Source organism: Amorphus sp. MBR-141 (assembly GCF_053628695.1).
In genome coordinates, this window is the sequence record NZ_JBRJGW010000001.1 from 1 (window position 1) to 14,136 (window position 14,136).

Here is a 14,136-nt window from a genome sequence, read left to right on the forward strand (position 1 = left end):
ACTTGTCGGCCGAGCCGATCGTTGCTGGATCGCCAGCTTGGTGGACCGCTTCGCTCTCGGCGAGGGGTGCCACCTGCGATTACGCTAAGTGGTCCTCCCTGAAATAGGCTATTGAGCCTGAGAGAGGACGTTGAAATGCCCCAGAAGAAGCACAAGCCCGAAGAGATCGTCGCGAAGCTGCGCCAGGTCGATGTTCTGCTGTCGCAAGGAAAATCGGTTGGCGAAGCTGTTCGTTCGATCGGCGTGACGCAATTTACGTATTACCGCTGGCGCAAGGAGTTCGGTGGCCTGAAGGGCGACCAGGTGAAGCGTCTCAAGGAGCTTGAGAAAGAGAACGATCGGCTACGCAAGGCGGTTTCCGCCGATGCCCTGGGCTGCACCCGTGATGATGGCGACTTTTCCGGCCAATCGACCCATGAAGACCTTCTGCTTACGCTCACCCACACGACACCGGACCCGGCAAATGGCCGGGGTGGTAGTCGTCCGATACACCCTCGGAGCCTGACGGAAGGCGGCGGCGCGCGTTGTCCGGAGAATGCCCGAGCCGATTCAACCTGGACGCCGACTTCTTCAACACCATCGGCCAGAGCCCACCGAGTTCGAATTGTGCGAACTGGTTGCGCACGAGCATGGTCGATCCCGACCCGCCTTTCGGACGTGCTGGTCTCTTCTACGAGTAACGTCAGGCTCCTTCCCCAGATGTGGTGGGCTCGTTCAGAACGAGATAGGCGGTGGCGATCGCCAGGCCCTCCCGAACGAAGGTCTCGTCGTCCATGGTCGGGTCGAGGCAGGTGGTTCGCTGCCGTCGGTCAAACGCTTGTCCCTCGGTCATCGGATGGCCGCCCCCCCTCATAGGCTGTGCCCTGCACGAACGAGGGCGACGTCGGCAAATCCTACATCCGTGGGTGTGCTTCGAGCTGTTTGGGTTTGCCGCCCAAAGCTGGCCCGTGACGACGATCTGAAGCGCGAACTCCTGGGCCCGCTGCCGACGCAGAGACGGTGTTCCGACACTTGGTTTTTTGGCTCCAATGCAGACGCAGTCGATGGCTAGTGTCTCAATGCGGAATTAGAACTATTCTGGTCCGATGCTTGCACTTGGCTGACAAAGGTTTGGCAGGTGCCGCGCCACGGACAGTGAGGATCGCGTGATCTCGGTGGACCAACTTCCCAAGAGAGAGGGGGTCGAGCTCCTGGATGTGGCGGGCATTGACACATCCTGGCCAATGCCGGTCGCGCTCTGGAACGCCCCGAAGGGCTTCGACACCCGCGGCCATCCCGACCACCAGCCCTGTCATGTGATCGCGCTCCGGCTGAAAGGGGCGCTCGTCCAGCGCATCGACGATTCCGCCCATCGGGCGGAGCGGCTTCGTCCGAACGGCTTTTCGGTGCATCCCGCGCACCGCGATCTGCGCTTCGTCGCCACCTCTTCCATCCGCTTCGCGCATCTCTACGTGACGGAACCGTTCTTCCGCCGCGTCGCCTCTGGGCTCGGCGCGCCCAAGGCCGACTTCGGCACGGTGATTCAGATCGACCGCGTGATGTACGAGGACGACGAGATCACCGGGGCGGTGAAGGCCTACATCACGCGGGCCTTCGACGGGGGCGATCGGCCGACCCGGTTCGAAATGGAAAGCCGGGCCAACCTGATCGCGCTCCGCCTGCTGCAGCGCCACTGGTTCAGGCAACAGGCACCCCGCAGCCCGGGCGGCGAGATGGCGCCCTGGCAGGTGCGGCGCATCTGCACGCATCTGGAGCAGAACCTCGATCGCACCGTCAGCCTGGAGGAGCTGTCGGAGCTGGTCGATCGCTCGGCCGAGCACACGTGCCGGGCGTTCCGTCGCACCACCGGCGTGCCGCCGCTCAGGTGGCAGGCGCAGAAGCGGATGGAGGTCGCCTGCCGGCTGCTCATTGACACCGACGCATCGCTCACCAGCATCGCGCAGCAGGTCGGCTATGCCGGCCAGAGCGCCTTCGGCGCCGTGTTCCGCAAGCTGCTCGGCGTATCTCCCGGCCGGTATCGCAGCCTGGCGACGGAGGGCGGTGCGGCGGCTCAGGGGCTGCCGGGCACGGACACCCCCGCCTCGGCCACGCCGCTGCCGCCGCGCCGGCCACACTGACCCGGCAGCTCTCGGCCGGCCACGCCGCTGAGGCGGTCAGACGCGGGGTGTGCCGCTCTTGTCGAACGCCGGCACCGGAACAATCATGCGATCGTCGGAGCGGCAGTAGGTCGGCCCTCCGAGCCGCCCGATCGGGTGAAAGCGATCCACGTGGACGCGCATCCGATCGAGGTCGATGAGGTCGTCGCGGAAATACATCGCCACGATCTCGCCGAGCACCAGCGAGCGGGTTCCTGTCAGCTCGATCACATTGAAAAGGCGGCACTCCCATGCGATTGGCGCTTCGCCGATCCGCGGTGTCGCGACCAGGAGAGACCCTGCCGATCCAGTTAAGGCTATGATATCAATGAATGAATTAATTCGGGTTTAGGTCGACACCCCCAATCATACCCCCATTGACTCGGCGTTGGGGCGTCGGCCGTGGCTCGCTATTTCATGCGGAGGGACCGATTTTGCGCAGTTTCGCGAGAGACGGATCATAAACAAAATTCTCAATGCTGCCGTCCCTGATCATCTCGATCGCCTCGTCGATCACGAAATAGGGCACAAGGAACCATTCACGCGGGATGACAGGCTGACCGAAACGATCCTTGATCTCGATGTCGAGGCGGGCCGGACCGAAAACCCGATGGATCAGGTTTTCCAGCCGGGTGCGATTGATGTTGAACAGCTTGTAGGTGGCGACGACCTCGACATCGGCCAGGAGAAAGGTCGGATCGAGCTTCGCATTGGCAATGCGTCGTTTGATGTCACCACCGGTGACACCGATTTTGTGAACAAGGTCACGGTTTGCGGCGACAACGGGGTTATCCGACGTGCTGCGCAGAACGTAGATGGTGCCACTGGCGAGGTCGTCAGGCTCGAACTCGCCGGAGAATAGCGGCCCGGCACTCGGTTCCGACACCCTCCGGCTGGTCTCGTCCTTGTAGAGGGCGCGTTGCAGGGAGCGGAGCAACAGATTGCTTTCCGTTCCGTTGGAATAGATGACGCGCAGTCGGGCGTCGCTCTCGCCATTGGGCGCTTTGAAGGGTTCGCCGACTTCGGCGACGTAAGCGGTCTGGCCCCCGAGGATGAAAAACTCTCCAGCCGTAATGCTCGTTTTCAGGAAACCTGCATCCTTGCGAATTGGCTGAGTGATGCGCTCGCCGTTGTCGAGGCCGTTTTGCACGGCGACGAAGAGGGGTTTGAACCGGTCGAAGTCCTCACACCGTTCGCGGTTGGCGATTTCCTCGGCGGCGCGCTTGTCTGCAGACGATCGGACATGGCGTAAGTCCGTGATGTCGCCGGGCGCGGTATCTCCCACGCCGAGCTGCGCCAGGAGTTCGTCATCGTCGAGTTCGTCTGAGGCGTCGCCCGTTGAGGATGGTGCGCCGGCCAGAAGCCCTTGATGGTCGAGCGGTTCGACAACCGCGCGGCAGTCGGCCTGGTCCCGCAGCCGGTCGAGCCGAACGGCATAGAGCCGCTCGAAGATGTCCCGATCCTCGCCATGCTGTGGTGCGCGCCCGTGCTCTTCGACGAAACGTTGAATCTCCTCGAAGCCGGCGATGATCCGCTCTTCGCGCGGCGTCCGGCTGGACACCTTCTTCGCCTCGGTCTCGACACCGAGTTCAGCGAGCAGGGCGTCGTCTTCTTCGGAGAAGCCCTTAGCCACGCGCCGCCTCCGCCTGCATGCGTTGAAGGAAGGCCACGCCCTCGGCCATGCGCTTTTCCCAGGCATCCGGCGACGTGATCGAAGGCAGTCGGCCGCGCTCCTGCCTGAAACCTCAAGGCTCGCTTGGCAAGCTCCCGCGCGTCCTCGATGGTGAGGTTGACGCGCTTCGCCCCAATCACGGCCGCGACCTGTTTCAGGCTCTCCTCGGTCATCGCCTTGGAAAGAATGGCATAGGCTTCGCCGAACGGATTGATGCGGTCGATGAGGTCGATGTCCAGCTCGCGCACGTCCACCAAAATCTTTCGGACCCCGTCGATCAAAGCCGTGTTCCCAGTACTGGACGCCTCTCCGCCCGGATTGAGCAGCGCCTTTGCCTTTTGCGTCAGGTTGAGTGCGGCGACGGCGTGCTGACGTACGGCCTCCTGATCCTCCTGATTCAGCTCGGGGTATCTATCCTTGATGATCTTGCCCATGCGGAGCTGGGTCAGGTCTTCCGGCACCAGATCGGCATCGAACAAGCCGCGCTCGATCGTGGTCTTGTCCTGCACGAAGCTGGCAATGACCTCGTTCAAATCCTGTCGGCAGATGCGTTGCGCCTCTTCGCTCTTCGGCTCGACAAGGCCTTTGATCTCGACCTGAAACAGGCCAGCTTCTTCATTGAAGCCGACATTCGTCTTATTCGGATCATAACCGCCTTCGCCATAATCGAAGCCCTCCACCGGGCCGCTGGCCGGATTCTTGGGCTTGAACTCGAAGCGCGGTGCAAGCACCTGCTCCATCAGCAGGCTGGCGGCGATGGCTTTGAGCGTGTCGTTGACGGCCTCGGTGACGGTTTCTTCCGACGCATCCGGTTCTGCGATCAGGTTGGTGAACCGGGCGCGCAGCTTGCCGGGCGCGTCGCGGGTGGCGCGGCCGATGATCTGAACGATCTCGGTCAGGCTCGACCGATAGCCCACCGTCAGCGCGTGTTCGCACCAGATCCAGTCGAAGCCCTCCTTCGCCATGCCGAGCGCAATGATGATGTCGACATGGTCGCGGTTGTTCTTCTGGCTGGGGTCCTTCAGCGCGGCGGAGACGCGCTCGCGTTTGGCCGGGTCGTCATCGACCAGATCGGCGATGCGAAGGAGGCGGCCTTCAGCCGTGCGAACAAGCTGGAAGCCGGTCGCCGGATCGGTGCCTTGCCAGTCCCCCAACGCCTCGATGATGTGCTCCACCTCCTTGATCTTGTCCTTGGTGCTCTCCCGCGAGTTGACGCTCGGGATGTGGACGATGGTCTTTTCGGTCGGGTCGAGTACGTTCAGGATGTCGTCGGCATAGGAGCCGGCATAGAAGAAGTAGCCGATGTCGAGCTGTTTCAGGTATTCGTAACCGTTGAGCTGCTCGTAATAGGTGTAAGTGACTTCGTCGAACTTCGACTCGTCTTCGGGCGCAAGCACGGCATCGGCGTCGCCCCTGAAATAGGAGCCCGTCATAGCGACGATGTGCACGCGGTCGCGAGCGAGGAGCGCCCCAAGATGCAGGCCGAGCTTGTTGTCCGGGTTGGCCGAGACGTGATGGAACTCGTCCACGGCGATCAGCCGGTCGTCGAAGGCCTCCACGCCGAGCCGATCCACTGCGAAGCGGAACGTCGCATGGGTACAAACCAGCACCTTGTCGTCGCTGTTCAGGAAGGCCTCGACCGCATTGACTTTGCCGCCGTTGTCCGCACCGGGCGCGTTGCAGAGGTTCCATTTCGGCGCGACGGTCCAGTCGGTCCAGAAGCCGTGCCGGGAGAGCGGTTCGTCGTGGAAACTGGCGCCGATGGACCGCTCCGGCACCACGATGATCGCCTGCCTGCACCCCTGGTTGGCGAGCTTGTCCAGCGCGATGAACATGAGCGCGCGGCTCTTGCCGGAAGCCGGCGGAGACTTGATGAGCAGGTATGGCTCGCCCCGCTTCTCGTAGGCAGCCACCTGCATGGGCCGCATGCCCAGCTCGTTCGCCTTTGTCGAAGCTCCGGTTCGCGAGTAGGAAACGGAGACGGTGGGAGTCTGTTTCATGATTGCAGGTTCATGGTCGGAATGGAGCCGTCGCAGAGTGTTCTCATATGCTGCGCGATCACATTCGCACGGGCGTTCAGAAACGCTTCGTAGTCGCCGCTGACGAGCGCTTCATAGGGGATCAGATGGCTGGCAAGGCGGTGGCGAACCTCGGATTCGCCAAGGCTCGCCGCACGTGCGCGCTCCTCGATATATTGCTTCGGGGAGCTGGCCGCGATCTTGCGGTTCGTCGTCCAGCTGATCAGCGCGCAGTTCAAGGCACAGCTGACCCGATCATCTTCGCGGTCTCCGCCCAGCGCGTGGACTGGATAGATGTGGTGGAACTCGCGTCGCGTGACGCTCTCGGGGCTGGCCTTTGCGCCGTTGGCGAAATCGTGGCCCCCGGCACGGAGCGATGTGGCGAGAATTGCGCGAGGCAATCGGTCCCTCCGTCCCGGCCAGCCGGCGAGCTTCAGCTCCTCCGGTTCGGGAAGCCTGTAGAGCTCTTCGTCGAAAAGTTCGCATTTCACCTGTGATGAGCGATCCTGAAGCAGTTCCTTGATAGTGCGATAGTCCATGAAGGAGCGGGTGGCCGACGTCTTTCCGTAACGGTCGGTGAAGCAGCAGCGCCAGAGGACCTTGCGCAGCATCGATCGCGCATATCCCTCATCATCGAATCCGTCTTCACGGATATCCGCCCATAGCGCGCACAGCAGGTAGACCGCCACGTCGGTTGGAACGCACTTGTCATTGAAGATCGCTTCGGGGTTCCACAATCCGCTTTCGTTGAGGAGCGTAGAGGCCGTGGCGCGGAAGCCGTGCGCCGTGGCGACGTCTGGTCCAAAGCCGAGGCGGCGCAGCGCACCGTTCAGCGTGTTCTCGCTGATCGGCTTCTTCGCCGCTCCGATGCAAGGGAAGGCGAATGCGCTAGCTCCTGTGACGGCCTGGAGTTCGCGCAATATGACGATTGCTTGCGGTGGCAATGGTATCCGGTGAGGGCGGCGCATCTTCATCCGCTCGGCCGGGATGGACCATACCGCCTTTTCAAAGTCGAATTCCGACCACCGCGCGGCGCGCAACTCGCCAGGACGGGGAAAAAGGATCGGCAAAAGGCGCAATGCGGATGTTGTCGCTGGCTGGCCGCCGTAACCGTCGATTGCCCGGAGCAATACGCCTAGTTCAGCCGACGAAGTGACGGCCGGTCGGTGGCGCACTTTTGGAGTGATCAAGGCGCCCCGAAGCGCAATCGTCGGGTCGTTCTCGATCCGGGCGGTGGCGATGGCGTACCGGAAGACGGAACCGGTGACGGATCGAAGCCGCCGTGCCGTCTCATGATGCCCTCTTGCCTCAACCTGCCGAAGTGCTGCCAACACGTCCGCAGAACTCACGGTCGCGATATCTCGGTCGCCGAAGTGGGGGTATGCGAAGTCCAAGAGCCAGCGCCGTTTCCCCAGCGTGACATCGGCAAGCCCTTCGCGTGTGAGCTTGCCGAGGTGCTCCTCGGCGACTGCACGAAAGGTATTTACCGGTGCAGCCTTGGCGGCCTGTCGCGCGTGCCTCTTGAGTGCGGAGGGGTCCAGGCCCTCGGCGAGGGCTTTTCGTGCCTCATCGCGGCGCTCGCGCGCCCGCGCTAGCGAAACGTCGGGATAGGCGCCGATAGAAAGAAGCTTTTCACGCCCCTCGACGCGGTATTTGAGCCGCCAGAGCCGTGAGCCTGTCGGATTTACCAGGAGATATAGGCCGCCACCGTCCGCGAGCTTGTAAGGCCGATCATGCGGCTTGGCGTTTCGGAGGGCCGTATCGGTCAGGGGCATTGGGAGAGGGCATCCGCCGGGGGTATCGCGTCGATACCCCCGAACATACCCCCACATCGGCCGGCTGCCAACGGATACCCCCGGAGCGTCCTGGACCTTGTTGGCCGGGAGGTTCTAGCGTTTCCGGGGATTGTCGGAGCTTTTGAAGCTTCACTAGAAGCCGCGATGGTGCCCAGGAGAGGACTCGAACCTCCACGCCTTGCGGCACACGGACCTGAACCGTGCGCGTCTACCAATTCCGCCACCTGGGCTGGTGCGGCCCTCCACCTACGGCGCCGGCCGGACGATGTCAATCTGTCACAAGCGCGTTGTTGCGGCGCGGGCGGGTTTCCCACGGATCTCGTCGCCGTGGCGGTGCGTGGCGGGCAGCAGCGGCGGCATCGACGACGGCCGGCCGGGGCCGGCCGGCGCCGGGCCGGCGCCCGGCAGGCGCCGCGCGGCGCCTGGATCGGCCGCGATCCGAGCGCCACACTGCCGCGTGCAGCATGGTTCCAACCGGCCCGGAAAAGCTCTAGAGAAGGGGCCGAAAGCGAAGCGATGCGGGCAGCGGCCGCGACCGGCGCGAGGAGATATGAGCGATGAACGAGATCCGTAGCGACAAGCTGGTGACGGTCTTCGGCGGGGCCGGATTTCTCGGCCGCTATGTGGTCCGCCAGCTGGCGCAGCGCGGCTGGCGCATCCGCGTCGCCGTCCGCCGCCCGGACCTCGCCGGCCACCTGCAGCCGCTCGGCTCGGTCGGCCAGATCAAGCCGGTGCAGGCCAACGTCCGCTACCGGGCCTCGATCGACGCGGCGGTGCACGGTGCCGACGCGGTGGTGAACCTGGTCGGCATCCTGGCCGCGTCCGGCCGCCAGTCGTTCGCCGCGGTGCAGGCGTACGGGGCCGGGCAGATCGCCGAATCGGCCCGCGCGCACGGCCTCGACCGGATCGTGCAGATCTCGGCCATCGGCGCCGACGCCGGCTCCGAATCGGCCTACGCCCGCTCCAAGGCCGAAGGCGAGGCGGCGGTGCTGGAGGCGCTGCCGGCCTCGGTGATCATGCGGCCGTCGATCCTGTTCGGGCCCGAGGACGATTTCTTCAACCGCTTTGCCGAGATCGCCCGGCTGTCGCCGGTGGTGCCGGTCGTCGGCCCCGACACCCGCTTCCAGCCGGTGTTCGTCGGCGACGTCGCCGAAGCGATCGCCTGCGCCGTCGAGGGCCAGGCCCGCGCCGGCGCGGTCTACGAACTCGGCGGGCCGCAGGTGAAGACGTTCCGCGCCCTGCTCCAGCTGATGCTCGACGAGATCGACCGGCCGACGACGCGGATCGTCGCCATCCCGTTCGGGCTGGCGGCGCTGCAGGCGCGGCTGATGAGCGTGCTGCCGAAGCCGCCGCTCACCACCGACCAGGTCCGGCTGCTGAAGTCCGACAACGTGGTGTCGGCGGCGGCCGAGGCGAACGGCCGGACCTTCGCCGGTCTCGGCATCGCGCCGGACACGCTGGCCTCCATCCTGCCGACCTATCTGTGGCGCTTCCGCCCGACCGGCGAATTCAGCCGCCAGCAGCACTCGTAGGTCCCCGAGCCCTTGCCGGTCAGGTCGGTCGGATCTGAACGGCAAGGCGTGCTCGCGGAACCGATCCCCCCGGAGATTGCGTCTTCGCCGGACGCGCAGACCGCCATGCGGGCGGGCTCGGTCGCGGCCGCCCCGGCGGCGGACCGTGTCCACCGCGGCGCCGGCGTGCCCGGCATCGGCTGGCCGCGTCGGCGCTCCAGGGCGCCCGTCAGGGCTTGCGCGGCGGCAGCGGCGGATTGGTCTTCGGCAGCGGCGGCAGGGCGGCGGCCGCCGGGGGCGTGGCGCCGCCGGTTGCGCCGGGGGCGGCCGGCTTGAGCTCGACCTGGGGCGGCTCGCGGAAGCGGCGCTCGAACTCGCTGCCGTCGAACTGCGGCGCCCCGGACGCGCCGGCGGGCCCGCCGGCGCCTGCCTGGCTCGGCGACGGCACGACGGCGCGCATGGCGCCCTCGCTGGCGTTCTGCGGCGCCGGCACGATGATCGGCCCGGCGCTCGGCGGGGCGGCGAGCGAGGTGGATTCCGGCAGCGGGCCCGCGTCGCGCGGCGGCAGCGCCTCGCGGGTGGCGGTGGCCGGCGCGGTGAGGAACAGCGCCACCAGCCCGACCGTGCCCACGGCGATCCGCCAGTAGGCGAACGGCGCGAAGCCGTGGCGCGAGACGAAGTTCAGCAGCGAGCGGACGACGATCACCGCGGCGATGAACGCCGCGACGAAGCCGATGGCGATCACCAGCGCATCGTCCATCGAGAGGGCGTCGCGGTTCTTGTAGAGATCGTAGGTGAAGGCGCCGGCCATGGTCGGCAGGGCGAGGAAGAAGGAGAACTCGGCCGCCGAGCGCTTGTCGGTGCCGAATAGCAGCGCACCGCCGATGGTGGCGCCGGAGCGCGAGACGCCGGGAACCAAAGCAAGCGTCTGGAAGCAGCCGATCGTCAGCGCCAGCCAGAGCGGATAGGAATAGGCGTCGGTGTAGCGCGGCCGGAGCGGCATCCGGTCGAGCAGCAGCAGCAGGATGCCGCCGACGATCAGCATGGTGCAGATGAGGGCGGGCGATTCGAACAGCACCGCCTTGATGAAGCCGTGCAGGAGGACGCCCGCGAAGGCCGCCGGAAGGAAGGCGATGACGATGCCGACAAGGAACCTTCGCGCCTTCGGATCCGTTGGAAAGGCGACCACCATGTGCCACAACCGGCCGAAATAGACCCACAGGATCGCCAGGATCGCCCCGAGCTGGATGAGCACCTCGAAGGTCTTGCCGGTGCTTTCGAAACCGAGGAAGTGGCCGAGCAGCAGGATGTGGCCGGTCGAGGAGACAGGAATGAACTCCGTGAGGCCCTCGACGAATCCGAGGATCACGGCGCTGATGATCGTATCTGCCTCCATGGGGGCTCCGCTTTTCAAGTCTGTCTGGAGATGGTCAAAACCGGTGAAACCGGGCTATTGGTCAGCCCGTGTCATCTTGTCGGACCGCGTGCCCCATCCTCGCCACGTCCAAGGTGTTCGATCCGCGCGATCGACGGCGGCAGGAGACTCGCACGGTCGTCTAAACTGCCTGTTAACCTCTTAGGTTCGAACGCTTTTCCTCCACCGCTTTTCCGCACTTGGGACAGTCGGTAAATCCAGGTTCCCCTCCCCAGGCGCGACGCGCGAGATGTTCACGGTCTATCATCATCCCTTTTCCCCGTCCTGCCGTTTCGTCCGCCTCGCGCTCAGCGAGTACGAAACGCGATTCGACCTCGTGATCGAGCAGGTCTGGCATCCGCGCGAGGCCTTTCTGCGGCTCAATCCGTCGGGCGAGGTGCCGGTCGTCATCGAGAACGACGGGCCGCCGCTGTGCGGGGCGAGCGTCGTCATGGAGTATCTGGAGGACACCCGCGGCTATGCCGCCGGCAAGCGCCGGCTGATGCCGGACAACCCGGATGCGCGCGCCGAGGTGCGCCGGCTCACCGAGTGGTTCCTGTCGAAGTTCCACGACGAGGTGTCGGGCCCGTTCGTCGGCGAGCGCATCTACAAGATGGAGATGCCGGCGGGCGCCGGCGGCGGGGCGCCGGATTCCGCCTCGCTGCGCACCGCCCGGGCGAACATGCGCAATCACCTGCGCTATCTCGGCTATCTGGTGTCGACGCGCGACTGGCTGGCCGGCGACACCATCACCTTCGCGGATCTTGCCGCGGCGGCGGCGCTGTCGGCGATCGACTATCTCGGCGAGGTGCCCTGGCAGGAGGACGCCGCGGCACGGGCCTGGTATGCTCGGATGAAGTCCCGCCCGTCCTTCCGGCCCATCCTCGGCGAGAGCGCGCGCGGGGTGCGGCCGTCGCTGCACTACGCGGATCTCGACTTCTGACGCCGCGCGGTTGCGCGCCCGGCCCGCCTGGCGGGCGACGGTCGGGAAACACCAACCCTGCCGGCGCGTTGGTTCGGATGGACATGGCCCAGGATGCTCCCACGGACGACGGAGCCGCGCCGCAGGCGCGGCTGTCGGCGTTCGTCAGGGCGCGGGCCGCGGAGCTCGGGTTCGATGCCGCCGGCGTCCTCAGGGCCGACGCGGTGCCGGGCGAGCTGGGCGCGCGCCTGTCGACGTTTCTCGCCAAGGGCCGCCACGCCAGCATGGACTGGCTCGCCGAGAAGGCCGAGTGGCGGCGCCATCCGAACGCGCTGTGGCCCGACGCCCGCTCGATCGTGATGGTGGCGCTGAACTACGGGCCGGACGTCGATCCGCTCGAGGCTCTCGCCCGCCGCGACCGGGGGGCGATCTCGGTGTACGCCCGCCACCGCGACTACCACGACGTCATCAAGGGCCGGCTGAAGACGCTGGCCAGCCAGATCGTGGCGCGGGCCGGCGGCGACGTGAAGGTGTTCGTCGACACCGCCCCGGTGATGGAAAAGCCGCTGGCAGCACTGGCCGGGCTCGGCTGGCAGGGCAAGCACACCAACCTGGTGTCGCGCGAGCACGGCTCCTGGCTGTTCCTGGGCGCCCTGTTCACCACGCTGGAGCTGGCGCCGGATGCGCCGGAGACGGACCATTGCGGCTCCTGCCGGCGCTGCCTGGACGTCTGCCCGACGGATGCCTTTCCGGCGCCGTACCAGCTCGACGCCGGGCGCTGCATCTCCTACCTCACCATCGAGCACCACGGTCCGATCCCGCACCGGTTCCGCAAGGCGATCGGCAACCGGATCTACGGCTGCGACGACTGCCTGGCCGTCTGCCCGTGGAACAAGTTCGCGCTAGCGACCCGGGAAGCCAAGCTCGCGGCGCGCGACGATCTGATCGATCCGCCGCTGCGCGCGCTCGTCGGCCTCGACGACGCCGCGTTTCGCGCGCGCTTTTCCGGATCGCCGATCAAGCGCATCGGCCGGTCCCGGTTCGTCCGCAACGTGCTGGTGGCGATCGGAAACTCCGGCCGGCCGGAGCTGGCGGACGCGGTCGAACCGCTGCTCGCCGACGCCGATCCGGTGGTCCGGGAGGCCGCGGGTTGGGCGCTGGGCGAACTTCTGCCATACGATAGGGCCGCTGATACCGGCGCAATCGATGCGCCCCGTGTCCGGGCGACCTCGGATCGGAGCGACCCCGAGCCATGACCGCAGCCAATGCCAGACCGCATGGGCGGGAGACGGGGGCAGACGCGGCTTCCGTCCTTCCGCGTGGCGCCCTGGACCACCGATCCGATCCACTGAAGAGAATGGGAGGCCTTGCGTGCTGACCCCCACCACCGAGCCCCACCCCGATCCCCACTTCAACGGCGATGCCCCCGCGATCCGGCTGGTCTGCCTTGGGTTCGGCTACAGCGCCAATGCCCTCGTCGAGCGCCTCGACACGCGGCGCATCGACGTCACCGGCACGACGCGCGACCCGGAGAAGGCCGACACCCTGCACCGGCGCGGCATCCGGACGATCCTGTTCGACGGGACGAAGGCGTCGCCGGCGCTCTCCGACGCCATCCGCAACGCGACGCACATCGTCGTGTCGGCCGCGCCGAACGACCAGGGCGATGCGTTCCTGTGGCATCACGAGCGCGACCTGATGAACGCGGAAAGCCTCAAGTGGGTCGGCTACCTGTCGACCATCGGCGTCTACGGCAACCACGAAGGCGGCCTCGTCGACGAGCGCACCGCCTGCCTGCCGACCACCGACCGGGCGGTGTGGCGGCTCGCCGCCGAGACCGCCTGGATGGCGTTCGGCAGCCGCACCCACGTGCCGGTGTCGCTGCTGCGGCTGGCCGGCATCTACGGTCCGCGCCGCAACCAGCTGAAGCAGCTGGCCGAAGGCACCGCCAAGCGGATCATCAAGCCGGGCCAGATCTTCAACCGCATCCATGTCGACGACATCGCGCTGGTCATCGAGCGGGTGATGGAGCGGCCGGCATCGCGCATCTACAACGTCGTCGACGACAAGCCGTGCCCGCCCCAGGAGGTGGTCGAGTTCGCCGCCCGGCTGATGGGCGTCGAGCCGCCTCCGGAGGTGCCCTTCGAGGAGGCCACCCTGTCGCCGATGGCACGCACCTTCTACGGAGACGTGAAGACGGTTTCCAACGCGCGGCTCCACGACGAGCTTGGCGTCCGGCTCCAATACCCTACCTATCGGGAAGGATTGAGGGCGCTGTGGGACACCGGCCGCTGGAAAGGCTGAGGTCGTCCCCGGCCGCACGAGCGAGACGAGGGACGGCGCGATGACACGCAACGACGGACGCAATCGCCGGACGGCGGTCCTTGCCGCGGCCGCCTTGCTGGCGCTCATGGCGGCCGGTCCGACCGCGCAGGCGCAAAGCACCCAGCAGCGGCTGCAGAACCAGCAGGAAAACTCCCGGCAGAACCTGCAGGGGTCGGCCAACCAGCTGAATCAGAGCCTGCGCAACACCCAGAACCAGCTCAACGACCGCGCCAACATGCAGGGCCTGGAACAGCGCCAGACCATCCAGAACATGCAGCAGAACCAGATGCAGCCGACCTACCAGCGGGATCTGAACAACCGCTGACCGGTCGGGATGCCGTCT

Annotated in this window: 10 protein-coding genes, 1 tRNA gene and 3 pseudogenes; 7 read left to right on the forward strand and 7 right to left on the reverse strand. The window is 66.2% G+C overall.

The annotated features are described in order from the left end of the window. Positions 1–135 precede the first annotated feature (135 nt). A pseudogene (locus ACSSVZ_RS00005) lies at positions 136–360 on the forward strand (transposase); the annotation flags it as partial. 322 nt (positions 361–682) lie between these two features. Here the strand turns inward: ACSSVZ_RS00005 and ACSSVZ_RS00010 are convergent. Next, entirely contained in the window at positions 683–832 is a 150-nt protein-coding gene (locus ACSSVZ_RS00010) for a hypothetical protein (protein ID WP_453968027.1), read from the reverse strand. 391 nt (positions 833–1,223) lie between these two features. Between ACSSVZ_RS00010 and ACSSVZ_RS00015 the strand changes: the two genes are divergently transcribed. Further along, positions 1,224–2,117: a helix-turn-helix domain-containing protein gene (locus ACSSVZ_RS00015; RefSeq protein ID WP_453967547.1), complete on the forward strand. Its 894-nt coding sequence runs from the start codon at positions 1,224–1,226 to the stop codon at positions 2,115–2,117. Positions 2,118–2,153: 36 nt separating this feature from the next. On the opposite strand, the gene ACSSVZ_RS00020 is transcribed toward ACSSVZ_RS00015, so the two are convergent. From ACSSVZ_RS00020 to ACSSVZ_RS00040, 5 genes and pseudogenes are all read right to left on the reverse strand, one after another. After that, positions 2,154–2,366: a hypothetical protein gene (locus tag ACSSVZ_RS00020; RefSeq protein WP_453967548.1), complete on the reverse strand. Its 213-nt coding sequence runs from the start codon at positions 2,364–2,366 to the stop codon at positions 2,154–2,156. A 184-nt stretch (positions 2,367–2,550) separates the two neighbouring features. Further along, positions 2,551–3,768 carry a GIY-YIG nuclease family protein gene (locus ACSSVZ_RS00025; protein WP_453967549.1) on the reverse strand — a complete coding sequence of 406 codons (1,218 nt, stop codon included), beginning with the start codon at positions 3,766–3,768 and terminating at the stop codon, positions 2,551–2,553. Next, a pseudogene (locus tag ACSSVZ_RS00030) lies at positions 3,761–5,807 on the reverse strand (DEAD/DEAH box helicase). The gene ACSSVZ_RS00025 and the pseudogene ACSSVZ_RS00030 overlap by 8 nt, the downstream one beginning before the upstream one ends. Beyond that, the gene (locus ACSSVZ_RS00035; protein ID WP_453967550.1) at positions 5,804–7,600 is read right to left on the reverse strand and encodes an integrase arm-type DNA-binding domain-containing protein; all 1,797 of its coding nucleotides are present in this window, start codon (positions 7,598–7,600) and stop codon (positions 5,804–5,806) included. The pseudogene ACSSVZ_RS00030 and the gene ACSSVZ_RS00035 overlap by 4 nt, the downstream one beginning before the upstream one ends. A 166-nt stretch (positions 7,601–7,766) precedes the next feature. Continuing rightward, positions 7,767–7,851: transfer RNA gene (locus ACSSVZ_RS00040), tRNA-Leu, on the reverse strand. A gap of 327 nt (positions 7,852–8,178) precedes the next feature. Here ACSSVZ_RS00040 and ACSSVZ_RS00045 point away from each other — a divergent pair. Then, positions 8,179–9,153 carry a complex I NDUFA9 subunit family protein gene (locus tag ACSSVZ_RS00045; protein WP_453967551.1) on the forward strand — a complete coding sequence of 325 codons (975 nt, stop codon included), beginning with the start codon at positions 8,179–8,181 and terminating at the stop codon, positions 9,151–9,153. A 577-nt stretch (positions 9,154–9,730) separates the two neighbouring features. On the opposite strand, the pseudogene ACSSVZ_RS00050 reads toward ACSSVZ_RS00045, so the two are convergent. After that, a pseudogene (locus ACSSVZ_RS00050) lies at positions 9,731–10,528 on the reverse strand (undecaprenyl-diphosphate phosphatase); the annotation flags it as partial. A 268-nt stretch (positions 10,529–10,796) separates the two neighbouring features. Between ACSSVZ_RS00050 and ACSSVZ_RS00055 the strand changes: the two are divergent. From ACSSVZ_RS00055 to ACSSVZ_RS00070, 4 genes are all read left to right on the forward strand, one after another. Beyond that, positions 10,797–11,489: a glutathione S-transferase family protein gene (locus ACSSVZ_RS00055; RefSeq protein ID WP_453967552.1), complete on the forward strand. Its 693-nt coding sequence runs from the start codon at positions 10,797–10,799 to the stop codon at positions 11,487–11,489. A 77-nt stretch (positions 11,490–11,566) separates the two neighbouring features. Further along, positions 11,567–12,724 (forward strand): tRNA epoxyqueuosine(34) reductase QueG, encoded by a 1,158-nt coding sequence (gene queG / locus ACSSVZ_RS00060; RefSeq protein ID WP_453967553.1) that lies wholly within the window; start codon positions 11,567–11,569, stop codon positions 12,722–12,724. A gap of 115 nt (positions 12,725–12,839) precedes the next feature. After that, on the forward strand, positions 12,840–13,772 hold the full coding sequence (locus ACSSVZ_RS00065; RefSeq protein WP_453967554.1) for an SDR family oxidoreductase: 933 nt from the start codon (positions 12,840–12,842) through the stop codon (positions 13,770–13,772). 40 nt (positions 13,773–13,812) lie between these two features. Further along, entirely contained in the window at positions 13,813–14,118 is a 306-nt protein-coding gene (locus ACSSVZ_RS00070) for a hypothetical protein (RefSeq protein WP_453967555.1), read from the forward strand. The last annotated feature ends 18 nt before the right edge of the window (positions 14,119–14,136 follow it).